Origin of the sequence: Candidatus Rhodoluna planktonica (genome assembly GCF_001854225.1) — a bacterium.
GTDB lineage: Bacteria > Actinomycetota > Actinomycetes > Actinomycetales > Microbacteriaceae > Rhodoluna > Rhodoluna planktonica.
Genome location: NZ_CP015208.1, coordinates 504,009 through 527,174, shown reverse-complemented (window position 1 = coordinate 527,174; position 23,166 = coordinate 504,009). Strand labels below are relative to the sequence as shown.

General features: G+C 51.8%; 23 protein-coding genes and 2 tRNA genes. 20 read left to right on the top strand and 5 right to left on the bottom strand.

From position 1 onward, the window contains the following. Positions 1-39: 39 nt before the first annotated feature. Positions 40-567 (bottom strand): peptide-methionine (S)-S-oxide reductase MsrA, encoded by a 528-nt coding sequence (gene msrA, locus A4Z71_RS02645; protein ID WP_070954415.1) that lies wholly within the window; start codon positions 565-567, stop codon positions 40-42. 22 nt (positions 568-589) lie between these two features. Between msrA and A4Z71_RS02640 the strand changes: the two genes are divergently transcribed. From A4Z71_RS02640 to A4Z71_RS02610, 7 genes are read left to right on the top strand one after another with little or no spacing between them, the layout of a single operon-like run. Next, positions 590-1,603 (top strand): aldo/keto reductase, encoded by a 1,014-nt coding sequence (locus A4Z71_RS02640; RefSeq protein WP_084028393.1) that lies wholly within the window; start codon positions 590-592, stop codon positions 1,601-1,603. Continuing rightward, the gene (locus tag A4Z71_RS02635; protein ID WP_070954414.1) at positions 1,600-2,538 is read left to right on the top strand and encodes an EamA family transporter; all 939 of its coding nucleotides are present in this window, start codon (positions 1,600-1,602) and stop codon (positions 2,536-2,538) included. Before A4Z71_RS02640 ends, A4Z71_RS02635 begins: the two co-directional genes overlap by 4 nt. Before the next feature lie 8 nt (positions 2,539-2,546). Further along, positions 2,547-2,921, top strand: a complete 375-nt coding sequence (gene trxA / locus A4Z71_RS02630) for a thioredoxin (RefSeq protein WP_070954413.1) — start codon at positions 2,547-2,549, stop codon at positions 2,919-2,921. After that, positions 2,922-3,155: a hypothetical protein gene (locus A4Z71_RS02625; RefSeq protein ID WP_070954412.1), complete on the top strand. Its 234-nt coding sequence runs from the start codon at positions 2,922-2,924 to the stop codon at positions 3,153-3,155. A 9-nt stretch (positions 3,156-3,164) separates the two neighbouring features. Further along, positions 3,165-4,529: a pyridoxal phosphate-dependent decarboxylase family protein gene (locus A4Z71_RS02620; RefSeq protein ID WP_070954411.1), complete on the top strand. Its 1,365-nt coding sequence runs from the start codon at positions 3,165-3,167 to the stop codon at positions 4,527-4,529. Then, positions 4,526-5,524: a nitrilase-related carbon-nitrogen hydrolase gene (locus A4Z71_RS02615; RefSeq protein WP_070954410.1), complete on the top strand. Its 999-nt coding sequence runs from the start codon at positions 4,526-4,528 to the stop codon at positions 5,522-5,524. The genes A4Z71_RS02620 and A4Z71_RS02615 overlap by 4 nt, the downstream gene beginning before the upstream one ends. Next, positions 5,524-6,525 (top strand): agmatine deiminase family protein, encoded by a 1,002-nt coding sequence (locus A4Z71_RS02610; protein ID WP_070954409.1) that lies wholly within the window; start codon positions 5,524-5,526, stop codon positions 6,523-6,525. The genes A4Z71_RS02615 and A4Z71_RS02610 overlap by 1 nt, the downstream gene beginning before the upstream one ends. A 1-nt stretch (position 6,526) precedes the next feature. On the opposite strand, the gene A4Z71_RS02605 is transcribed toward A4Z71_RS02610, so the two are convergent. The 3 genes from A4Z71_RS02605 to ald are packed head-to-tail and all read right to left on the bottom strand — an operon-like array spanning position 6,527 to position 9,355. After that, positions 6,527-7,000, bottom strand: a complete 474-nt coding sequence (locus A4Z71_RS02605) for a hypothetical protein (protein ID WP_145943892.1) — start codon at positions 6,998-7,000, stop codon at positions 6,527-6,529. A 13-nt stretch (positions 7,001-7,013) separates the two neighbouring features. Next, positions 7,014-8,213 carry a collagen-like domain-containing protein gene (locus A4Z71_RS02600; protein ID WP_070954407.1) on the bottom strand — a complete coding sequence of 400 codons (1,200 nt, stop codon included), beginning with the start codon at positions 8,211-8,213 and terminating at the stop codon, positions 7,014-7,016. Positions 8,214-8,236: 23 nt separating this feature from the next. Beyond that, the gene (ald, locus tag A4Z71_RS02595) at positions 8,237-9,355 is read right to left on the bottom strand and encodes an alanine dehydrogenase (RefSeq protein WP_070954406.1); all 1,119 of its coding nucleotides are present in this window, start codon (positions 9,353-9,355) and stop codon (positions 8,237-8,239) included. A 112-nt stretch (positions 9,356-9,467) separates the two neighbouring features. On the opposite strand from ald, the gene A4Z71_RS02590 reads away from it, so the two are divergent. The 6 genes from A4Z71_RS02590 to A4Z71_RS07165 are packed head-to-tail and all read left to right on the top strand — an operon-like array spanning position 9,468 to position 15,035. Next, positions 9,468-9,959, top strand: coding sequence for an Lrp/AsnC family transcriptional regulator (locus tag A4Z71_RS02590; protein ID WP_070954405.1), 492 nt, complete (start codon positions 9,468-9,470; stop codon positions 9,957-9,959). A gap of 11 nt (positions 9,960-9,970) precedes the next feature. Continuing rightward, entirely contained in the window at positions 9,971-10,951 is a 981-nt protein-coding gene (locus tag A4Z71_RS02585; protein WP_070954404.1) for a TerC family protein, read from the top strand. A 30-nt stretch (positions 10,952-10,981) separates the two neighbouring features. After that, entirely contained in the window at positions 10,982-12,298 is a 1,317-nt protein-coding gene (argG, locus tag A4Z71_RS02580) for an argininosuccinate synthase (RefSeq protein WP_070954403.1), read from the top strand. Between the two features lie 60 nt (positions 12,299-12,358). After that, a complete protein-coding gene (locus A4Z71_RS02575) occupies positions 12,359-13,171 on the top strand; it encodes an SDR family NAD(P)-dependent oxidoreductase (RefSeq protein ID WP_070954402.1) in 813 nt (270 codons plus the stop codon). Between the two features lie 29 nt (positions 13,172-13,200). Beyond that, on the top strand, positions 13,201-14,145 hold the full coding sequence (locus A4Z71_RS02570) for an aldo/keto reductase (RefSeq protein ID WP_070954401.1): 945 nt from the start codon (positions 13,201-13,203) through the stop codon (positions 14,143-14,145). Positions 14,146-14,180: 35 nt separating this feature from the next. Next, positions 14,181-15,035 (top strand): collagen-like protein, encoded by an 855-nt coding sequence (locus A4Z71_RS07165; protein ID WP_070954400.1) that lies wholly within the window; start codon positions 14,181-14,183, stop codon positions 15,033-15,035. 288 nt (positions 15,036-15,323) lie between these two features. Here A4Z71_RS07165 and A4Z71_RS02560 read toward each other — a convergent pair. Then, a tRNA-Arg gene (locus tag A4Z71_RS02560) sits at positions 15,324-15,396 on the bottom strand. Between the two features lie 138 nt (positions 15,397-15,534). Between A4Z71_RS02560 and A4Z71_RS02555 the strand changes: the two genes are divergently transcribed. From A4Z71_RS02555 to A4Z71_RS02525, 7 genes are all read left to right on the top strand, one after another. Next, positions 15,535-16,572: an ABC transporter substrate-binding protein gene (locus tag A4Z71_RS02555; protein ID WP_070954399.1), complete on the top strand. Its 1,038-nt coding sequence runs from the start codon at positions 15,535-15,537 to the stop codon at positions 16,570-16,572. Positions 16,573-16,581: 9 nt separating this feature from the next. Then, the gene (locus tag A4Z71_RS02550) at positions 16,582-17,400 is read left to right on the top strand and encodes an ABC transporter ATP-binding protein (RefSeq protein WP_070954398.1); all 819 of its coding nucleotides are present in this window, start codon (positions 16,582-16,584) and stop codon (positions 17,398-17,400) included. Next, a complete protein-coding gene (locus tag A4Z71_RS02545; RefSeq protein ID WP_070954397.1) occupies positions 17,393-18,181 on the top strand; it encodes an ABC transporter permease in 789 nt (262 codons plus the stop codon). The genes A4Z71_RS02550 and A4Z71_RS02545 overlap by 8 nt, the downstream gene beginning before the upstream one ends. After that, positions 18,181-18,975, top strand: coding sequence for an ABC transporter permease (locus A4Z71_RS02540; RefSeq protein ID WP_070954396.1), 795 nt, complete (start codon positions 18,181-18,183; stop codon positions 18,973-18,975). The genes A4Z71_RS02545 and A4Z71_RS02540 overlap by 1 nt, the downstream gene beginning before the upstream one ends. Before the next feature lie 129 nt (positions 18,976-19,104). After that, complete coding sequence (locus A4Z71_RS02535) at positions 19,105-22,386, top strand: efflux RND transporter permease subunit (protein ID WP_070954395.1); 3,282 nt, start codon at positions 19,105-19,107, stop codon at positions 22,384-22,386. Between the two features lie 5 nt (positions 22,387-22,391). Next, positions 22,392-23,000 carry an oligoribonuclease gene (gene orn / locus A4Z71_RS02530; RefSeq protein ID WP_070954394.1) on the top strand — a complete coding sequence of 203 codons (609 nt, stop codon included), beginning with the start codon at positions 22,392-22,394 and terminating at the stop codon, positions 22,998-23,000. 48 nt (positions 23,001-23,048) lie between these two features. Then, positions 23,049-23,124 (top strand) — tRNA-His (locus A4Z71_RS02525). The last annotated feature ends 42 nt before the right edge of the window (positions 23,125-23,166 follow it).

Below are 23,166 nucleotides of genomic sequence, written 5' to 3'. Positions count from 1 at the left end.
AGCAGGCTGGAACAGAGGGGGTGCCTAAACTGTGGATAACTACTCGGTGCGCAGGTACTGCGTAAAAGCTGACCGAACTTTTAGCATTTTTGGCAAAACAACGGCGTTGCAATATCCCTGCCCTGGATTCTTGGCAAAAAAGTCTTGGTGATATTCCTCACCGCGGTAGAACTCAGTTGCCGGCTCCAGAGCCGTCACAATCCCATCGCCCCAGACCTGCTTGGCCCGCTCAACTGCGGCTGTAAATTGAGCCAATTCATCGTTGTTTTGGTAAAACATCACTGACCTGTATTGAGTACCAATGTCATGGCCTTGTCGGTTCAGTTGCGTCGGATCATGCAAGGTAAAAAAGACATCCAAAACAACCTCGGCTGGAATTACCCGCTCATCGAAAATCACCTTGGCAACCTCAACGTGTCCGGTATCGCCGTTGCAGACATCCTCGTAACTTGGATTCAGCGAGCGCCCGCCCATGTAACCGACCTCGACATCGTGGATTCCGCGCAACTGCATGTAGGCCGAATCTAAACACCAGAAACAGCCGCCGCCCAAAACAAACTCAATCATGCAGCCAGCCTAAACTGAGAGCATGAGTTTTGTCGCCGCTCCCAGCCGTTATGAGTCGATGCCTTTTCGGCGCTGTGGCCGAAGTGGCCTGCAATTGCCAATTATTTCTTTGGGCCTATGGCACAACTTCGGAGCCAAAGATTCTTTCTCGAATCAGAAAGCCATCCTTCGTCGTGCTTTCGACCTGGGCGTAACCCACTTTGATTTGGCCAACAATTACGGACGCCCGGTTGCCGGCAGTGCCGAGACCAACTTTGGTAAGCACCTCAAACGCGATTTTCTTAGATACCGGGATGAGCTAATCATCTCGACTAAAGCAGGTTACGAAATGTGGGAGGGGCCTTACGGCGAGTGGGGTTCACGCAAGTATCTGCTGGCATCTCTCGACCAGAGCCTAAAGCGAATGGGGCTCGATTACGTTGACATTTTTTATTCGCACCGTTTTGATCCAAATACACCGCTAGAAGAGACGATGGGTGCCTTGGCCAGCGCGGTAAAGTCAGGCAAGGCGCTCTACGTTGGAGTTTCTAACTACAACCCGGAACAAACCAGAAGAGCAAAAACTATCCTGGCCAGCCATGGTGTTCCCCTGTTGATCAACCAGCCGAGATACTCAATGTTCGACCGAACTGCTGAAAGTGGTTTATTTGACACTCTGGGGGTTGAAGGGATTGGCGGCATTGTCTTCTCTCCCCTAGCCCAGGGCTTACTTTCGTCGAGATACCTAGAAGGGTTTGTCCCCAACGGGTCGAGGGCCAGTAAAAAGCAATTTCTGAACCCCGAAGTAATCAGTCTCGATTACCTTGAGAAGGCTCGTAAACTCAACGAAATTGCCGCGGCACGAGATCAGACCCTCTCACAATTGGCGATTAGTTGGGTTCTGCGCAAACCCCAGGTAACCTCTGCCCTAATCGGCGCCAGCAGTGTCGCTCAACTGGAAGAAAACCTGGCCGCGGCGCAGGCCAAGCCGCTGGGGATTGGCGAACTTGCCGAGATTGACAAATACGCGATACACGGAACTGGCCTAAATAAGTGATTTCAAAAAACCCAACCCTGGGCGTGATTCTTGCCTTTTTCGCCGCGCTACTCTTTGGATTGAACGCATCCACCAGCAAGGTGGTTATGGCCAGCGGAATCTCCCCAGATTCAATTGTGCTGTTTAGATCGGCTGCCGCAGCCCTGATTGCTGGGTTGGTTGTTCTAATCCAAAACCGAAAAGATTTTGCCCTAAAGCTTCGCGAGCTGCCGTTCCTGGTTGGCTTTGGAATTTTTGGTATCGCGCTGATGCAGTGGGCCTATTCCAATGCGGTTTCCAGACTTCCGGTGGGTATTGCCCTGCTCTTTGAGTACACCGCAATCATTATCACGCCCATTGCCGCACTGTTGCTGTTCAAGCAGCGCACTTCAAGCAAGTTGTGGATCGGTGTGGCCCTAGTTATTGGCGGTTTGGTGATTGTTGGCCAAATTTGGAATGGTGGCCTCGATGCAGTCGGTGTGGCTTTTGCCTTTGCTGCGGCTTTTCTACTCAGTGCCTACTTCATCATGGGTGAGCGCGCCGCACTGAATCGATCACCGATGTCGACCATGTTTTACACAATGAGCGTTTCCACCATTTTCTGGCTGATTTTTAGCCCATGGTGGAATTTCGATCCGGCCAAATTTTCTGAACCGATCAACTTGACTGCAAATCTGGCCGCGATTACCGTTCCGGGCTGGTTTGCCTTTGTCTGGCTGGGGGTTATGGGCTCGTTCATGCCCATGATGCTGAGTTTCACCGCCCTAAAACACGTGAGCGCTACTGTCGTAAGTGTGGTTTCAACCGCCGAACCGGTGTTTGCATTCTTATTTGGGTTGCTCTGGCTTTCAGAAAATATTTCGGGATTACAAATGCTGGGCGGATTGTTAGTCTTACTAGGAATTTTGATCGCCCAAACAGCAAAAGCCACACCATTGGCCGAACGCAAAACTTAGGACTAACCATGGCCAGTATTCAACTCACCGAAGCTACATTTCTCGAACAAGCCAATAAAGACGGAATCACTATCGTCGACTTTTGGGCCGAGTGGTGCGGTCCTTGCCGCCAATTTGGTCCGGTTTTTGAAAAAGCTTCAGAGACTTACCCAGAAATCACTTTCGGCAAAGTTGATACCGAAGCCGAGCAGAGCCTAGCCGCACAGGCTGGAATCAGCTCAATTCCAACACTGATGGTTTTCCGCGACGGTGTCTTGCTATACAACCGCGCAGGTGCACTGCCGGCTCCGGCATTCGATGAGCTGATCACTGCGGTCAAGGGTTTGAACATGGATGAAATTCGCGCCGAAATTGCGGCAGGCGAAGAAAAACCCCAAAACTAAATGTCAAAATTTGCAAACAATTCAATGGCGATGTTGGCCACAATCAGCATCGTGGTCTTGATTGCATCGATTATTGGTTTTTTCAATCCGGGAAACTGCCCGGTCAGTACCGAAGTCGGTTGGACTTCCTGCCAAGCTATTGCCGAAGAACGGCGGATTGCCAGCTGGGCGCTGCTACTGCTTTCGGTTGTTGGCTTCGCCGTGTCTTTCGTCAGAAGAAGGTCTCGCCGCTAGGCTCATGTTGTGCACCGGGTCAATGACGCAACAGTAGATCTCAGAGAGGCAATTTTTGCCTACGCCAGAACAAGGCTGAATTATGAACCAGCTCCCTTAGATAACACCGCAAGCCCTGAGCTGCTTTGGCAGCAGGCGGGTCAAACAATCACCGAGGATGGCCTGGGCGGACTAGAAGCGCTCAAAATTTTCGAGCAGGTTTTAGCCCCGGCCACCATTTCAACCGACCACCCCGGCTACCTGTCTTTCATCCCGTGTGCACCAACTGAAGCATCAAAGCTTTTCGATTTGGTGGTTTCGGCATCCGGTATTTACGGGGGTTCATGGCTTGAGGGCGCCGGCGCCGTTTACGCCGAAAATCAGGTTTTGTCTTGGCTTGCCAAAGAAGCTGGCTTACCCGCTGAATCTGGTGGTGTCTTTGTGCAAGGCGGAACCCTGGGCAACCTCAGTGCTCTGGTTGCCGCTCGCGAAAATTATCGGCAGCAACTTTTAAAGTCGGGACAGCCGCTACCCAATCGGTTTGCTGTTGCCTGCAGCAGTGAAGCACACTCGTCGCTAAAAACCGCTGCCCGAGTTATGGACATAGATCTGCTGCCCATCCCAGTTGCGGCCGATGGGCGAATCGGGCACGCCGAAGTTTCAGCAATGCTTACGACCAAACCTTCAGGGCTTTTTGCCATAGTTGCCACCGGAGGAACGACAAACTTTGGAATTGTTGATCGACTTGACGAGATTGGCCAACTAGCCAAGGCACACAACCTCTGGTTTCATGTGGACGGTGCCTACGGTCTGGCTGGCATGCTCAGCCCACTAACCCGCAACCTTTTTGCCGGACTTGAGTTAGCTGACTCGTTTATTGTCGATCCGCATAAGTGGTTGTTCGCGCCGTTCGACGCCTGCGCCCTGATTTACCGCAACCCTGAGATAGCTAGGGCGGCACATGCGCAGCACGGTGAATATCTTGACACTCTGACTGACTCGGGTGATTTCAATCCGAGTGACTATGCAATCAATCTCACTCGTCGGCCGCGCGGTCTGCCGCTGTGGTTCTCGCTAGCCACACACGGAGTCGCAACTTACCGCGAAGCAGTTACCAAGAACATTGAACTTGCGAAGTTTGCTCGTGACGAAATTGTCAAACGCGACTTTCTAACCCTCGTTCGCGAACCAGAGTTGTCGGTGGTGGTTTTTGAGCGCAACGGCTGGACCTTAGCTGATTATGAGGCTTGGTCAGATCGGCTACTGAACAACCAAATCGCATTTGTGGTGCCCAGCTCGCATGCCGGCCGTCCAAATGCCAGATTCGCAATTGTGAACCCGCTAACCAGTCAAGAACTTATTGTCGACATTTTGAACAGCATGGAGGACAAATGAAACTGACCATCGCCCCAGCTCTACCATCACTAAGTCGCGTAAAACCCGCTGAACGAGCGCCACTGAAGGTTGCCCTGGTTCAAACACGATGGCACGAGGATGCCGCCGAGCATATTGCCAAGCTAAACGAGGGAATTGCCTTAGCCGCCGAAACCGGTGCCGAAATTGTCTTTCTGCCTGAACTGACTTTGAGCCGATACCCAGCTGACCAGCTTCCGGCAGGTGACCCGGTCGCAACAGCCGAAATTTTGGATGGTGGCCCAACCCACCGTTTCGCCGCTGCCGCCGCCGCGAAACACAACATCCTAATTCACGCATCGCTGTTTGAAAAAGATATGCAACCAGATGGGCGCGGGCTAAATTGCGCGATTTTGGTTGAACCAAATGGTGCGATTGTGGCGCGAACGCCAAAACTGCACATCCCTGTTACCGCCGGATACTACGAAGACAAGTACTTTGCGCCCGGTCCAGCAAGCGGTGAGCCCTATCCGGTTTATGAAATTGAATTTGCCAATACTCGTGCAAATGTCGGTCTACCAACCTGCTGGGATGAGTGGTTTCCAGAGGTTGCCCGCAACTACAGCCTGCGCAACGCTGAGATCTTGGCCTACCCAACCGCAATTGGTTCTGAGCCAGATCACCCCAACTTTGACACCGAACCACTTTGGCGGCAGACCATCATCGGACACGCGATCGCCAACGGACTGTTCATTGTGGTGCCCAACCGCTGGGGAAACGAGGGTGCGCTCAATTTTTATGGCAGCAGTTTTATTGTCGATCCGTATGGCCGCATCTTGGCTCGAGCTGAGCGCGACACCGACGAAGTCTTGGTTGCCGAACTCGATCTTGACCAGCGTCGCGACTGGCTAGACCTATTTCCATTCCTAGCCACGCGCCGACCAGATACCTACGATGCTCTAGTCGAAACAGTGGTTAACCCGCGCTCGGCAAACGGCGACGGAATCGAAGGCGGAATTGCCGGAGTCAACTACTAATGTCCTACCGGATGCCGGCGGAGTGGGAGCCGCATAGCGGAACTTGGATGGCCTGGCCCTCTAACGGCTATACCTTGGGCGATAGCGAAGCTGATGCTCAAGCAGCTAGGTCAACCTGGGCAAAAGTCGCGAACACCATCGTCGATTTTGAACCGGTTTGGATGTGCGTAAATCCCGGTGACGAGACGATTGCGCGCGCTTTTCTTGATCCGCGGGTTCAAATTTTTGAAATGCCGCTAAACGATGCTTGGATGCGAGATATTGGTCCAACATTCGTTAAAGATTCATTCGGTCACTTGGTAACAGTTAATTGGATCTTCAACGGCTGGGGCGCTCAAGGCTGGGCTAAATGGAACTTTGATGAGCTTGTGGCCGAAAAAATCGGCGAACTTAGCAAAACCGCGGTGCAAGACTCTTGGCTGGTAAACGAGGGCGGCGGCATTCACGTTAATGGTGCGGGGGTTGTTCTGCTGACCGAAACGGTTCAGCTTGGTCAGGGTCGAAATTCATCTAGCAGCAAAGCTGAGGTTGAAGCAGAAATCCATCAAAAACTTGGAACCTCTAAGGCCATCTGGCTAAAACGCGGATTGCACCGTGACTATGACGAATTTGGCACTCGCGGCCACGTCGATATTGTGGCTTGCTTCGCTTCGGAAGACACCATTCTTTACCACGATCAGCAAGACCCGAGCCACCCAGATTTTGAGGTGAGTCGCGAGGTATATGAGACCTTGACGGCTGCCGGAGATTTCAAACTGGTCGCAGTGCCGGCACCCAAAAAACTTACCGACGATGAGGGCTTCGTCGACTATAGCTATATCAACCACTACATCGTCAACGGTGCGGTAATTCTTTGTGCCTTCGATGACCAAAACGACGAGGTTGCCAAAAAGATTATGGAACAGGTTTATCCGCAGCGCGAAATAATTTTGGTGCCGGCAATCGAGTTATTTGCTCGCGGCGGCGGCATCCACTGCATTACGCAACAGCAGCCGAAATAGGCTAAGACTTTGGTGCCAAATGTTTGTGCACTGGATGGGCTGGATGCCGCAATTCAAACCAGATGGTTACCAGCAGCACCGGTAATAAAATGTCGGTCGCGATAAAAATGGGATAGTCCAGTAGATAGCCGGTGTAAATCTTGCCGTCTTGAATAAATAAGCTGATGTGGTTCACCACTAAAGAAACAGGCCAGATTAGAGCCGCAATTGGAAGGGCACGCAAAGAATTGCGGTATCCAGCCGCATAAAAACTAAAGATGGTAACGGGTGCCAAAGCGAGGACTATCCAACCAACTGTTGTTAACGTCAAGACTGCAGCTCGAGCGCTATTTTCTACAGCGAAAGGATTGAACAGGAAAAACCCGGGATAGGTCGCGACTACCAGCCAGACAAATGCTGAAATGAAAATGCCAAATGTGACCATCACCATTCGAGTTGTTACCGAGGTAAATCTAAATTGCGGTTCGTGTGCCATCTTTGTCTCTTTCTTAGTAATCACAAACTACTATCCAGCGTTGACCAGTGAGGTTGTGCCACGCGTAAGTCCCCAAGCCCGTTTGACCTGGAACCTGGCAAGGGCCACCGATTGGCGGCTCAAAATTTTGCATGGGATTCACGTAAATAATTCCGTTCGTGGCATCTGACTGGGCAACATAGCCAATTTGAACTACTCGACCATTCACCGGTCGCACATCGGTCAAAACTCCACTACCATCCGCATACAGCGGTGCGCCCGCGGCCCAGCTTGAAGTGTTAGTGTCACGTACAAGACCATAGGTGGTCACATAGCCCACGGTGTTTGGTTCGATATCTTCGGTCAAAACGCCTATCACACCAGTTGAGCCGATCACAGTCGAATTATCAGCATGCGTAACCGTCATTCGACCGCCACTTGATCCGGTTACCCTTACAGCGCGGCCGTTCAGCAGAGTTCCACCGGTATTGTTCAGTACCACCTGCACAGATTCTTGACCAATTTGGAGAGTTACTAGATTTTCTTTCAGCCTCAAATCTAGAGTGCCATCAACGTCATTCCACACCAGCCGACCGGGCTGACGTTCAGCCGTAGAGGAAGTATTGAATTGCAGATAGTCGAGAGAGCCTAACCGCTCAAACGCATCAAGGTCGAGTGAAATGGTTCTCGTGTCAGCGTTGTACTGCAGTGGCGAAGTAGCTACGACGATGCCGGTTGGACCCATTGGCCCAATTTCGCCCTGTATTCCCTGTATTCCCTGAATACCCTGAGGGCCAGCCAGGCCCTGTGGGCCGGTCTCACCCTGCGGCCCAGTAGGACCCATTGGCCCAGTGTCACCGGTAGGCCCTGCCGGGCCGATGGCACCCGAAGGTCCTGGTTGTCCAGGTGCACCATCGTTTCCTGCAGGCCCAATTTCGCCGATCGGGCCAGCTTGTCCCGGTGCTCCATCAGCGCCAGTTGGACCCTGCGGCCCCGTGGGTCCTGCCACGCCCTGAGGACCTTGCGGGCCAACGGCACCTACGGCCCCAGGAGGGCCGGTAGGGCCCATCGGCCCGGTTTCACCTCGTGGACCTTTCACCAAAACAGCGCCGGAGTCAAGGGTGGTTGGAATTGCCGAATAGCCAGCAACAGCGCCGATTCCAAGAGCCGCCAAACCGACAGCTAATAGCTGAGTGCTTACTAAAGTGGCCCTGCCAGGAACCAAAACTGTCATGTCTTTCCCCCGTTAGGGAAAGTCTATGCAGAAACAGCCTCCGAAACGCTAATTGACTGCATACCCAGCGCGTCAGCAACAAGCTTGTTAGTCAAGACTCCGGCGTGTGCATTTAGGCCCTTAGCCAGTGCAGCATCATCGCTGAGCGCCTTCTGCCAACCCTTATTAGCAATTGCCACCACGTATGGCAGGGTGGCGTTGGTCAGCGCACGAGTTGATGTTGCAGGCACTGCACCCGGCATGTTTGCTACGCAGTAGTAGGTGCTGTTGTGAACCTGGAAGGTTGGGTTGTCGTGGGTAGTTGGCTTTGAGTTTTCAAAACAACCACCCTGGTCGATAGCAATGTCCACCAAGACCGAGCCTGGCTTCATACCCTTCACCATGGCATCGGTGACCAATTTTGGAGCCTTAGCACCAGGAATTAGAACCGAGCCAATAACTAGATCGGCATCGCGAAGCTCTGCCGCGATTTCGTAGGCTGTCGAAACACGAGTTTTTACTGCGCCGTTGAAACGAGCATCAAGCTCACGAAGTTTTGGCAGCGAAATGTCGATGACGGTAACGTCGGCCTGCATACCCAAGGCCATAGTTGCTGCATGTTCGCCGGCGACGCCGCCGCCAATGACGACAACCTTTGCCTTTGGTGCACCTGGCACTCCGCCCATAAGCACTCCGCGACCACCGGCGTTTTTCATCAGCTGATAGGCACCAATCTGAGCCGACAGGCGGCCAGCAACTTCAGACATCGGCTGCAGCAGCGGCAGCTGACGATTGTCGAGTTGAACAGTTTCGTAAGCAATTGCGGTGGTGCCAGACTTCAAAATTGCATCGGTGCATTCTTGTGATGCGGCTAGGTGCAGGTAGGTAAATAGAACTTGCCCTTGGCGCATCTTTGAATATTCGGCGGCAATCGGCTCTTTAACTTTGAGCAGCAAATCGCTCTGAGCCCAGACCTCATCCGCATTTGCAGCAATTTCTGCGCCTTCGGTTGAGTAGTCAACGTCACTGAAACCCGAGCCTAAACCGGCACCTGCTTGAACCAAAACTTTGTGACCGTGTCGCACCAACTCGTGCACTCCAGCCGGGGTGATTGCTACTCGGTTTTCGTTGTTCTTAATCTCGGTTGGAATTCCAACAATCATGGCCGCTCCCTGCTCGCAATGTTTCTACCTAATAGTGCAGTAAATTCATTACAAGCAGAATAATTTCGAAGATTATGCGATTTTTAGTCATAAATTCAAAGGATGTTCACAAATGACCCAAAAAATAGCCAGCCAATCGAAGAATGTTCAGGTTGTCCTAGACGACATCGATCGCCAAATTCTGAATCAGCTCAGCGAAAACGCCAGAATCAGCAACGCTGAACTAGCCAGCGCTTGCGGTATCGCGCAATCAACCTGCATCACTCGGGTTCGAAATTTGGTCAACAACAAGATCATCACCGGTTTCACCGCGAAACTTGACCGTCGCAAGGTGGGCCTTTCCAACCAGGTGCTCATTTCGGTAACCCTGCGCGCCGGGGCAAGAGCGCACCTTGCCGACTTCATGGCGCAGATGAGCGCACACCCTGATGTAATCCAAGTTTTCTTTCTTGGCGGACAAGAGGATTTCATCGTTCACCTGGCAGCAAAAACCAGCGATCAGGTGCGCGAGTTCGTGCTGGAAAATCTCTCGAATAATCCGACGGTCGCCGCCACCCGAACAAACATGGTGTTTGACCACTTTTCTAAGGCGCCGACCCTCTAAACTTTTGACCTATGAGCGACCTGTTGCCATTTTGGCTCGAAGTTACATCTTTGATTGTTTTAGTCGGAATCCTTATCTTCGACGTCTTAATCATCGCCCGCAGACCTCACATCCCGTCGAATCGCGAATCAACCCTTTGGATAGGCTTCTACGCCGCATTGGCAATTCTTTTTGGACTCGTAATTTTCTGGTTTGCAGGAGCCGAACCGGCTGGCCAGTTCTATGCCGGTTGGCTCACCGAATACAGTTTGAGTCTCGACAACCTTTTTGTTTTTGTCATCATCATGAATCGCTTCAGTGTGCCAAAAAAATACCAGCAGGAAGTGCTTATGATCGGTATTGTGTTGGCGCTAATTCTTCGCGGAATCTTTATTTTGATTGGCGCCGCCCTGATCGAAAACTTCAGTTGGATTTTCTACATCTTCGGCGCTTTCTTGGTCTACACCGCTTGGGGTCAAGCCTTCAGCTCACACGAGTCTGATGAAGAGACCGAGAGCAAACTAATCCGTTACCTACGCCGACACATCGAGTTCTCGCGCGATTTTGATGGCTCGAAAATTCGAACCGTGGTCGATGGTCGCAAGATGTTCACCCCAATGCTGGTTGTTTTCATTGCGATTGCAGCAACCGATGTTCTCTTTGCCTTCGATTCAATCCCGGCAATTTTCGGAATCACGACGAACCCATTCATTGTGTTTACCGCTAACGTGTTCGCCCTGATGGGTCTTCGCCAGCTTTACTTCCTGCTCGGCGATCTCATCGACCGACTCGAGTACTTGAAATACGGCATCGCCTTCATCTTGGCGTTTATCGGTGTCAAACTGACCGCTCACGCAATGCACGTAAATGAGTTGCCATTTATCAATAACGGTCAGCACATTGAATGGGCCCCTGAGATTGATACGACCACTTCACTAATTGTGATTGTTTCCTCAATTACTATCGCCGCAGTTGCCAGCATTATCAAAGCCAGAAAGACCCCAGCAGCTTAGTTTCAACTTTCAAAACGGTAGGCTAGTGGCGTGTCTAAAGTTCTAGCTTCTCTTCCTGTTGGTGAAAAAGTCGGTATCGCATTTTCTGGCGGCCTTGATACATCTGTGGCAGTGGCCTGGATGCGCGAAAAAGGTGCCATCCCATTTGCCTACACCGCTGACCTAGGTCAATACGACGAGGATGACATCGACTCAATTCCTGATCGCGCCAAACTCTACGGCGCCGAGGCAGGTCGATTGGTTGATTGCCGTCATTCACTGGTCGAAGAAGCGCTTGCCGCAATTGCCTGTGGCGCATTTCACCTGCGCACCGGCGGCAAAACTTACTTCAACACCACTCCCCTCGGTCGCGTTGTAACCGGAACTCTTCTAGTTCGTGCGATGCGCGATGACGGAGTTGAAATTTGGGGCGATGGCTCAACCTATAAAGGCAACGACATTGAACGCTTTTACCGTTACGGTCTGCTAGCAAACCCTAACCTAAGGGTATACAAGCCTTGGTTAGACGCTGACTTCGTTAACGAACTTGGTGGCCGCCACGAAATGTCTGAGTGGCTGCTCGAACGCAATCTGCCATATCGCTCCTCGGTAGAAAAGGCCTACTCGACCGACGCCAACATGCTAGGTGCCACCCACGAGGCAAAGAGTCTCGAGTTTTTGAACACCTCGATGGAAATCGTCGAGCCAATTATGGGTGTGAAGTTTTGGGATCCTTCGGTTGAAATCGAAACCGAAGATGTGCACGTAACTTTCCGCCAAGGTCGACCTACAGCAATCAACGGAGAAGAATTCTCCGGCGACGCAGTTGCGCTATTCATGAAGGCCAATGAGGTAGGTGGCCGTCACGGTCTGGGCATGTCTGATCAGATTGAAAACCGCATCATCGAAGCAAAGAGCCGAGGCATTTACGAGGCCCCTGGCATGGCATTGCTTTTCATCGCCTACGAGCGTTTGCTAACAGCGATTCACAACGAGGGCACCATTGCCAACTATCACAACCAGGGTCGCGCTATGGGTCGACTGCTTTATGAAGGTCGCTGGCTAGACCCGCAAACTTTGATGCAGCGAGAAGCCATCATGAACTGGATTGCATCGGCAGTCACCGGCACCGTGACTATTCGTCTTCGTCGTGGCGACGACTACACAATTGTTGACACCCAGGGCGAGGGCTTCAGCTACCACCCTGAGAAACTTTCGATGGAGCGCACTGAAGACGCAGCCTTTGGTCCCGCAGATCGAATCGGTCAGCTAACCATGCGCAACTTGGACATCCAAGATACTCGCGAAAAACTTGATCTTTACCGTCGCCAGGGCCAAATTCAAGGCCCTAAATTTGAACTCACTTAATAAAGATTTTTAAACGGCGTATCCTTTTCTTGAGGGCTACCTCAAATCAAAGGAGACACTGTGAAAGTTCAAGGAAAAGTTCTAGTAGTAACCGGTGCTGGGAACGGAATGGGCCGTGAGGTTGCTCTCGAGTTACTGCGTCGAGGCGCAACAGTTGTAGGCCTAGACCTGAAACCTGAATGGCTCGCGGAGACGAAAAAACTCGCCGGATCCGCCACCGATAGATTTTTCGAGATCGAACTAAACATCACCGATCGTGAACGAGTGCTCGCCCTACCTAATGAGGTAAAGAAACTCGCTGGCGAACCAGACGCACTAATCAACGTTGCCGGAATCATCCAGCCGTTTGTCAAAATCAATGAACTCGACTTCAATGCGATTGATCGTGTGATGAGCGTCAATTTCTTCGGTCCGCTAAACCTAATCAAGGCATTCTTGCCAGGACTGCTAACCCGCCCAGAAGCACACATCCTGAATGTTTCTTCAATGGGTTCTTATGCTCCTGTTCCAGGTCAAACCCTCTACGGCGCCAGCAAAGCAGCAATCAATATGTTGACCGAAGGTTTGCGTTCAGAACTGAAAGAGACCAATGTTTCGCTCACCCTCGTTTGGCCGGGTGCAATTGGCACCAACATTTCAGCTAACTCGGGTGTCAATTTCGGTAATACCGAAATGACCGAAGAACAAAAGAAAGCGGCTGCACGGGTAACCGCTGCGTCTACAGCAGGCAAGATGATGGTTGATGCAATTGAGGCAAAAACTAACCGAATCTACATCGGTAGCGATGCCAAGACCATGGGCAACCTAACCAGGATGAACCAGGATTTTGCCGCCAACCTCATTTACAAGAACATGAAGTCACTGCTCGGCTAAAACGCCTCCAGAATCTCAAAGAGCCAAGAATGAATCCACTGCTCAATCTCAAAAAACACATCGGTTTTGGCTTTATGAACGCATCATGGCCAGGTTCAGCCGTTTTGATTGATGATCACGCCAAAGCAAAATTTATTGAGGTTCTTCAATACGCACTTGATCAGGGCATCACCTTTTTTGATACGGCAGATATTTATGCGCCCAGTTGGGATGCAATGGGGCACAACGAAAAACTATTGGCTGAAGCAGTTGCGGGTTGGGCCGGCACACTCGAGCAGAAAAGGCAACTCGTGATTGCAACCAAAGGTGGAATCACTCGCAGCGAAGGTGAAGTTTGGGGTCGCAATGCTAGCCCTGCTTATTTGGTGAGCGTTGCAGAGCAGTCGGCTAAAAACCTAAACCTCGATGTAATCCCGGTTTGGCAACATCATCGACTAGATCCGACCCGCACTTTTAGTCAGGCGCTGCAGGGGTTACTGGCTGTCAAAAATTCGGGGTTAGCAAAGAACATCGGGGTTAGCAATTACAACGCCAATCAAGTTCGCGCGGCCTTCGACCTGCTCGGGGGCCCTGAAGATGGTGGTCTAGTTTCGGTGCAGAACCAGCTCAACCCCGCCTACATACATGACCTAGATGTGCTTGATGTCTGCGAAGAGTTGGGTCTGGCTTTCTTGCCCTGGTCACCGATGAAAGGAGCTCGACAGACCGAAGCCGGCACACCCTCATATGAGGCGCTGGGCAAGTTGGCGACCCAGCGAGGAGTGAGCCGCTTTGAAGTCACCAGTGGTTGGCTTCGCGGTCTTACACCAAACCTAGTGATTATGCCGGGTGTGACCAGAAAAGAATCAATCGACAATTCGCTCAAGGGCTTGGAATTTGTATTGAGTTATGAAGAACGCAACTTTTTAGACGCTTCACTAGTCTCTGAGCCGGTGCATCACGAGATTATCGACGATAGCCCGCTAGCCGAATAACAGCCAGAGCAACTAAGAGACGTCGGGGGGGGCAGGTGTTCTCGTTTCTAAAGCAAAATTTTTTCAGCATTGCTGCCGCAGCGGTGGCAACAGTTTTGGCTACTTTTTCGATAGTTCAAACCAATAATCTCAGCAGCGGTCTACTCTGCCCTCCAGGCACCCAAGGCCCAGTCGGCAACACTGGTGCAACTGGTCAAACCGGACCTCAGGGCGAAACCGGCGAACAGGGCCCCGTGGGACCATGCGGACTCACAGGCAAAACTGGTGCTACCGGGGCAACCGGCGCCACTGGCGCAAAAGGTGAAACTGGTGCGGTAGGCTCAGCGGGACCAACAGGACCTGCAGGATCGACCGGCCCAGCAGGAGCTACGGGAGCTCAGGGTCTCCCCGGGGGCTTCGGTGATTACGGATACTTCCATGACGAGTCATCCGTTCAAATTTCAAATAACGCGGCAGCACCTACCCGGGTAATGCTCGGCGTCACCGAAAAGTCATCGGGCGTGTATATCGATTCGTCGGATAAATCTAAAATTCGTTTCTCCAAACCAGGCACATACAACATCGCGTTCTCTTCACAGATATTTAACAATTCGAAAATTGCCAACGTCGCGGTTGCGATTTGGCTAGCCACAGGCAACGCAAACGGAGAACAAGACTTGCCCTGGACCTCAACTGACGTCTTTGTGGGAAAAGATCCTCAAGCTGAAAGGCGAGTGGCAGCTTGGAACTTCTTTGTTGAAGTAACCAGCACAGATCAGTACTACACATTGAAGATGGCTTCGGATGCGCCGGCAGGGGCAGAGGTTGAGCTGTTCTCAGGTGACAGCAAAGTTCCGGGAACCATCCCAAGTATTCCGGCGACAATTTTGACAGTCAACCAGGTGGGCTAAAGAACTAACAAAACGCAAGATGAATTCGCCCACGTTTTGATGACACGTCCGAAACATTTGGCTCAGATTTTTCCCGATTTACTTGGATGTACGCGCGACGTACAGTTTTCGCTCTTTCAATTTTGAGCCGGCAAAATCAAATTGTCTACGCATCGCCACATGCTGTTGCGATTTAGCCACTTTCACAATTGCGCTCTTCTGGCACTGGCTGCGTCTAAAACTGCACTACCGGGAATAAGTCTTGCCCGACAGGCCCAAACATCAAGGAGTACATCAGCCTCGAAAGGGCGCCCCCGGCAGGAATCGAACCTGCGACCAAGAGATTAGAAGGCTCTTGCTCTATCCACTGAGCTACGAGGGCATTGCGACCCACTTAGTTTATTAGCCTTAGGCGGGGATGTTTTTCTGCCAGAATGGTTCAAATTCACAAATTCCTTGAAAACCCTCGAGCTGCCAACCGTATTTGGCTAGAACGTTAAAAGAATCCCGAAAGGCATCCATGTTCAAAAAACTTCGATTAGCCCTGGTTGCTGCGTCAACCGCCGCTGTTTTGGCATTGGCCGGCTGTGCTGCGCCGTCAACTCCAGCCGAGACCGAAGAATCATTCGGCGATTTGACCGTTCAACTTTCGTGGATCAAGAACTCTGAGTTCGCCGGTGAATTTTTCGCCGATCAGAACGGCTACTACACCGATGCAGGTTTTAGTTCGGTTAACCTAGTTGCCGGCCCGGCCGCTACTGAAGCTGAGGTTCTAGCCGGAAACGCTCTAGTTGGCATCGCAAACCCAATCTCGGTTGCGCCAATTATCTTGAGCGAAGGGGCGCCGCTAAAAATTATCGGCACCACTTACCAGAAGAACCCATTCACCATCGTTTCGCTAAAAGGTGGCGCGAACATCGTTACAGTCCAAGACCTAATTGGAAAGAAGATTGGTGTCCAGGCTGGACCAAACGAAACTCTTTTTGACGCCTTGCTTAAGGCAAACGGAATCGATGCCTCTAAAGTAACCAAAGTTCCGGTTCAGTACGATCCAGCACCACTGGTTAACGGCGAAGTTGATGGCTTCCTTGCTTACGTAACCAACGAGTCATTCATTGTTGAGCAGCAGGGTTACCCAGTAACCAACTTGCTTTTCGCAGACAACGGATTACCGTTCGTAACTGAAAGCTTTGTGGTAACTCAAGATTCAATCGACAACCACCGCGAGAAATTGAAAGCATTCCTTTACGCAACTATTCGCGGTTGGAAAGATGCAATTGCTGACCCGGATGAGGCGGCACGTCTGGCCCTTGAGGTTTACGGAGCTGACCTTGGATTGATTGCTGACAAAGAGAAGTACCAGTCAAAGACTCAGAACGAACTGTTGGTTCAGACCGATGAGACTCGCGCAAACGGTTTGTTCACCATCAGCGACGCCATGATTTCACAGAACTTGGCAACCTTGATGGCTGCCGGTTACGAAATCTCAGCAGATCAGCTTTTCGACATGAGCTTGCTTGCTGAAGTTTACGCAGAGCACCCAGAGCTCTTGGAGTAATCTAGGGTCATGTCTTTGCTTGATGCCGCTGCCCAGTCACCTGAATTGGGCAGCGGCATTACCATTTCCGGGCTAACCAAAACTTTCAAGATTGGCCGCAACACCCTAACGGCTCTAGAAGATGCCACTCTGCACAGCGACCGAGGCAGCTTCATCTCGCTGCTCGGCCCATCCGGTTGCGGAAAATCTACAATTCTTCGCATTCTGGCCGGCCTCGACACACCAACTTCGGGCTATGTCACAGTTGATGGCAAATCACCAGCCGAATTGCGCAAGAATCACGAGCTTGGAATCGCCTTTCAAGACTCGGCACTTATGCCCTGGCGCAGCGTTTTGGCGAACATCAAACTTCCGCTTGAACTGGCCGGTGTCAAGCCTGACGAAAATCAGATTGCCGAACTTATAAAACTGGTCGGCCTCACCGGCTTTGAGAATGCCAAGCCAGCGCAACTTTCTGGTGGCATGAAACAACGAGTGTCTATTGCACGCGCCCTGGTGATGCAGCCTTCAGTTTTGCTGCTTGATGAGCCATTTGGCGCCCTCGATGACATGACGCGACAGAGGCTCAACCTCGAATTACAGCGCATCTGGACAGAAAAGCCGGCGACCACTTTGATGGTGACTCACGGCATAGCCGAAGCCATTTTTCTATCCGATTATGTAGCTGTGATGTCCGCGCGACCTGGGCGCATCAAAGAAATCATCAAGATTGACCTACCTCGCCCACGCACCATCGAAATGATGCGCAGCCCTGAGTTCCACGCGCTGCACGATCAAGCGTCAGAGATTCTTTTCGGCGCCCACGGCGAGAATGCGCTCGATGACTAAGCTGCGTAGCTGGCTCTCGGGCGGTGTCGGCACTCTTGGCATCATCGGCCTATGGTGGCTGGCCGCGATTACGGTAACTGGCTCGAGTGAAAAAATCAGCTACTCTCCCGTCCCTACCCCCATTGAGGTGTTGCAACAATTTGGCACCGATGGTTTCGAATTTTTCTGGAAAAACGCTTCGGTTACGGTCGCTGAGGCCAGCATTGGCTTTTTATGGGGCAACTTGACCGCACTGGCATTAGCCGCCCTAGCCTTCATGATTCCGAAAATTGAAAATCTTGCCACTCAACTGGCTGTGATTACCTATTGCGTGCCGATTGTTGCTATCGGCCCAATCATTCGTCTGGTAATCGGCGCTCCAGATAGTGGCGAGCCAGCTGGCGCAGCCATCGCTTTGGCCGCACTAAGCGTATTTTTCACGACCATGGTTGGTGCTCTGACCGGGGCGAAATCAGCAGACAAGGCAGCGCTCGATGTGGTCTCGGTGTTTGGCGGAAAAGCTTGGCATCGTCTGATCAAGGTGCAACTGCTTTCGGCACTCCCCTCAATTCTTGCCGCGCTCAGAATTGCAGCCCCGGCCGCGTTTCTCGGTGCAATCTTGGGCGAATATGTCGGCGGTCCGGATGTGGGCTTTGGGCCAGCTATGGTCAATGCTCAGCAAAGCCTCGAGGTAGCTCGAGTTTGGGCTTTGGCCCTAGCATCAGGAGCAATCGCGGGGCTTGCCTATGCCGCCTTTGGTTCATTGGCAAAACTGGTTACTCCGTGGGCAAGGGGTAACTGATGAATTCTCTAGGTGCACGCATCTCGAAATCGTTGGCTAACACAGCAATCGCGCTGGTCACCATTTTCATCCTTTGGTTCGCCCTCCTGCAAATTTTTAGTGTCACGCCGTTTATCGGGAAAAACCCGGTCGATGTTTTCAACTTTTTATTCACCGTGCCGATGGCTGCCGAGAATCAAGCGCTGGTGCTGAACGCCCTAGGTCAAACCATGGTCGATTCAACCATCGGTTTTATCGCCGGAATGTTTTTTGCCACGCTAATCGCAACGGTTTTTGCGTTATCAAAGTCGATCGAGCAAGCTTTGATGCCATTGGCGATGTTGCTTCGCTCGGTCCCGCTGATTGCCATGGCGCCAATCATCATTTTGATTTTTGGTCGCGAATTTGCAGCAGTTTCGGTCATGGGTGCAATCGTGGTGTTGTTTCCCGCTCTGGTAAATATCGTCTTTGGTTTGCGCTCGGTTTCTGCAGCCATGAACGATCTGGTTCACGTCTACGGCGGCAACAAACTGGATGCGCTGCGCACGGTGGCATTCCCGACCTCGCTCCCTTCATTTTTCGCTGCTTTGAAAATCTCGGTTCCGGGAGCTATCACGGGTGCGCTTTTGGTTGAATGGCTGGCTACCGGCCAAGGCATCGGCTATGCGATCGTATCTGCAATCGGTCGTGCCAAAACCAGCGAGGTTTGGGCCTATGTGGCCGTCATCACAATAGTTTCTGTATTGATTTACAACTTGGTTTCACTGCTCGAAGATTCAGTGCTCGCCAAATTTGGCCAAAACAATCAACGCTAAAACCAGAAAACCTTGGGCTAGCCACACAGTGCGGAATTGTCTTCGTACGATTCTGGTTAGGCTGAAAGAGGAGTTGGTCCAGGTTGTCGCGTTTCGACGGCCCCAACTCTATTTTCCTTAGGGGTTTTTGTGCACATTTTTGCAAAACTAAGTTTGGCGAATCGATCAGTCGTAGCCTTGGCGACCGCAATCATCGCGGCATTTGGATTGATTTCACTGTCGGGTTTGAAACAGGAGCTAATTCCAAGTTTCGAAACCCCACAGGCTGCTGTAGTCACCAGCTTGCCGGGCGCATCGCCCGAGATTATCGATCAGCAAATCAGCCAACCCCTCGAAAACGCAATTCGTCAGCAGGAAGGCCTGATTGGGTCAACCTCTACTTCGCAGAGCAGCCTGTCTATCATCCGCGTTGAATTTGATTACGGTACTAAAACCGCGGATGTCAGTGCACGACTAAACGCTGCAGTTGCTGCGGTCGAAGCCACACTGCCAGAGGGCGCATCGGCTCGAGTTATTTCGGGGTCATTTGACTCGGTTCCGATCATCGCGCTCGGTATTTCTGCCAACGATGGCAATAACGAAGCCTTGGGCAAAAAACTTGAAGACATCGCAGCTCCGCTGCTGGCCGAAATCCCTGGGGTGCGAGATGTGACCTTCAGCGGCGTTCAAGAGAAACGCATTAACCTCGAGTTAAAACAGTCGGTGCTTGCCGCAAATGGACTATCGCAACAGTCAATTGTTTCTGCCCTGCAAGCTAATGGTTTTATTGTTCCCGCCGGAACGATCGATGATAGTGAAGGCTCTATCGCAGTCCAGGTCGGTACTGCCATTAACTCAATTGAAGACTTCAAGAATCTGCCACTGATTGGTAGTAAAACGGTCATCAGCACCCCCTCGGCAGCTAGCGGCGGTTCACTCAGCGGTATTCCATCTAGCGGTATTCCAACTGGTGCCTTCCCTGGGGCAACGCTTCCAACAGCTAGCGCACTATCGGCTACACCAACTGTAACCACAAGAACTGTTGTGCTCAGCGTTGCCGATGTCGCTACGGTCAGTTACGAGAACGCGCCAGTAAGCAACATCTCGCGTATCAACGGCAAAGCTGCCTTGACTATTTCGATCACCAAAAACCAGGATGCAAACACTGTTTCCGTGTCGCACGCAGTTGAAGAAAAATTGGCCGAGTTGGAGCAACAACTTGGCGATGTGACTATCGTTACGGTTTTCGACCAGGCGCCATTCGTTGAAAAATCGCTGGAAAACCTAACCACTGAGGGTCTGCTCGGTCTGGGTTTTGCAATCTTGATTATCTTGCTGTTCTTGCTTTCGGTGCGATCAACCTTGGTAACCGCCATCTCGATTCCAACCTCGGTGCTGATCACTTTTATTGGTCTATCCGGCTTTGATTACTCACTGAACCTCTTTACCCTGAGCGCGCTAACGATTGCAATTGGTCGAGTGGTTGATGACTCGATTGTGGTTATCGAAAACATCAACCGCCATCTTTCTTACGGCGAAGAGAAGAAGCAGGCGATTCTTACCGCGGTCCGTGAGGTTGCCGGAGCCATTACCGCCGCAACCATCACCACGGTTGCAGTCTTCCTGCCTATCGCGCTGGTTGAAGGCCTGGTCGGTGAACTGTTCCGTCCTTTCTCATTCACATTTGCAATCGCCCTGGTAGCTTCGCTGGCAGTCTCACTTACTATCGTGCCGGTGCTGGCCTACTGGTTCTTGAAGTCGCCAAAAATTCAGACCGGTGAAAACCAGGATGAAGTTATCGCCAAGGTGCGCGAACTAGAAGAAGAAAAGGAGCGCAAGAGCTGGTTGCAACGAGGCTACCTTCCAGTACTCTCTTGGACCCAACGGCGTCCGGTAGTTACCTTGGTCGCATCGTTCTTGGTTCTGGTCTTCACCTTTGGTCTGGTTCCACAGTTAAAGACCGACTTCATTGGCAGCAGCGGCTCAAACTCGTTTGTCATCAACCAGACCCTTGCCCCCGGCGCCACTTTGGCTCAAAAAGACGAGGCCGCAGCCAAACTTGAAAAACTCATCTTGGACCGCGAAGAGGTTGAGGTTGTCCAAACCACGATTGGTTCTGCCGCAGATGGCCGCGTTGCTTTTGGTGCTCAAACCGGCGGCACCTCACTGCAGGTGACGACAATCGAGGGTACCGATCAGACTGCATTCCAGGCCGAACTCGAAAGCTTGTTCCAGGCTGACAGCAGCCTAGGTACCGTCGAATTTAGCAGCGGTGGCGGTGGCGGCTTTGGCGGCTCGAGCACCATCGACATCAAAATTACTGCCGCCGACGAATCGAAACTTGAGGCTGCAATTGCCGATGTTGAAAAAGCAATGGCTGGCACCCCCAACGTCTCGGCGATAGAGAATTCATTGGCTGAACGTCAGCGCACTCTGCAGGTAACCGTCGACCGCGAAAAGGCCGCTAACAAAGGCTTGACCGAAATCGCGGTAGGTGGAATCGTCTCAGGAATCATGCGACCATCAAGCATCGGCTCGCTAAACGTCGACGGCGTCGCTACCGATATCTACGTCGTCCGCGAAGATGTTCCAGAAACCATCACCGAGGTGAAGAACATCGAGATTCCATCAGCTACCGGGATCGTGAAACTAAGTGAAATTGCCTCGGTGCGACTCTCGAGCGTGCCCGTGTCAATCACCACCGAAAAGGGTGAGCGCACCGCAACCGTTTCGCTGACGCCGGATGGAGATAACCTCGGAGCCATTACCGCAGAGGTAACCGAAAGACTCGATTCGGTTGATTTGCCAGCCGGAACCAAAGCTGAAATTGGTGGCGTCAGTGCATCGCAGGCCGAATCGTTTGGTCAGTTGGGAACTGCACTTTTGGCTGCGGTAGCGATTGTATTCGTGGTTATGGTGGCCACGTTCTCCAGCATTATTCAGCCGCTGATTCTGCTGATCTCTATCCCGTTTGCCGCAACCGGCGCGCTTGGTCTATTGCTTATTACTGACACCGCGCTGGGTGTTCCAGCTCTTATCGGTATGTTGCTACTAGTTGGAATCGTTGTAACGAACGCAATCGTTTTGATCGATTTGATTAACCAGTACCGAAAAGATGGGATGCCAACACAGCAGGCGATCATGGATGGTGCTCGCCAGCGACTTCGACCAATTCTCATGACAGCACTGGCTACAATTTTTGCACTGACCCCAATGGCGCTAGGTGTAACCGGCGGCGGCGGATTCATTTCACAGCCTCTAGCCATTGTTGTCATCGGCGGGCTCTTCTCCTCCACGGTGCTGACTTTGGTTATCGTTCCGGTGCTTTACTGGCTGGTTGAGGGTCGCAAAGAACGCCGGGCCGAACGTAAGTCACGTCGCGCCGCTAGACTTGCCGAGGCGGCTGCAAAAAAGGTGGCCCCTGAAAGCTAAAGAGTATGTTGCCCAATTCTGATCACCTAGTCTGGATCGATTGCGAGATGACTGGGCTCAACCCCGAGAAAGATTCTCTGGTTGAGGTTGCTGTGGTTATCACCACATCAGAGTTGGAAATTGTCGACGAAGGTTTGACCGTGGTGATCAGACCACGACCTGAATCTTTAGAGTCAATGAGCGATTTTGTCCGCGAAATGCACGCATCTTCTGGACTTTTGCCCGAGCTTTCAACCGGCCTTGATCTGGCTGAGGCTGAGGACGTAATCCTTGAATACATTAAGCGTTTCGTGCCAAACGCTAAAGAGGCGCCGCTGGCCGGAAACAGCATTGGTACCGATCGCATGTTTATAAATCGGTACATGCCCAAAGTTGATCAGCATCTGCACTATCGAAACGTGGATGTTTCGTCCATCAAAGAATTGTCTCGACGCTGGTACCCGCGTGTTTACTTTCAAATGCCTAAAAAAGATGGCGGGCACCGCGCCCTAGCCGACATCAGAGAGTCAATTGTCGAGCTTCGCTACTATCGCGAGACAGTTTTGGTAGCCGCACCGGGACCGAGCAGCGAAGAGGCAAAGTTGGCCGCCGAAAAAGTTCAAAAAAGCAACTAACTACACCTGCTAGAATCTAACGGTTGTCTGCCTAAACGCAGAAACATGGTGGGTATAGCTCAGCTGGTAGAGCACCTGGTTGTGGTCCAGGGGGCCGCGGGTTCAAGTCCCGTTACTCACCCCAATAAAAAACCCGAGTCAACGACTCGGGTTTTTTAGTTTCTAG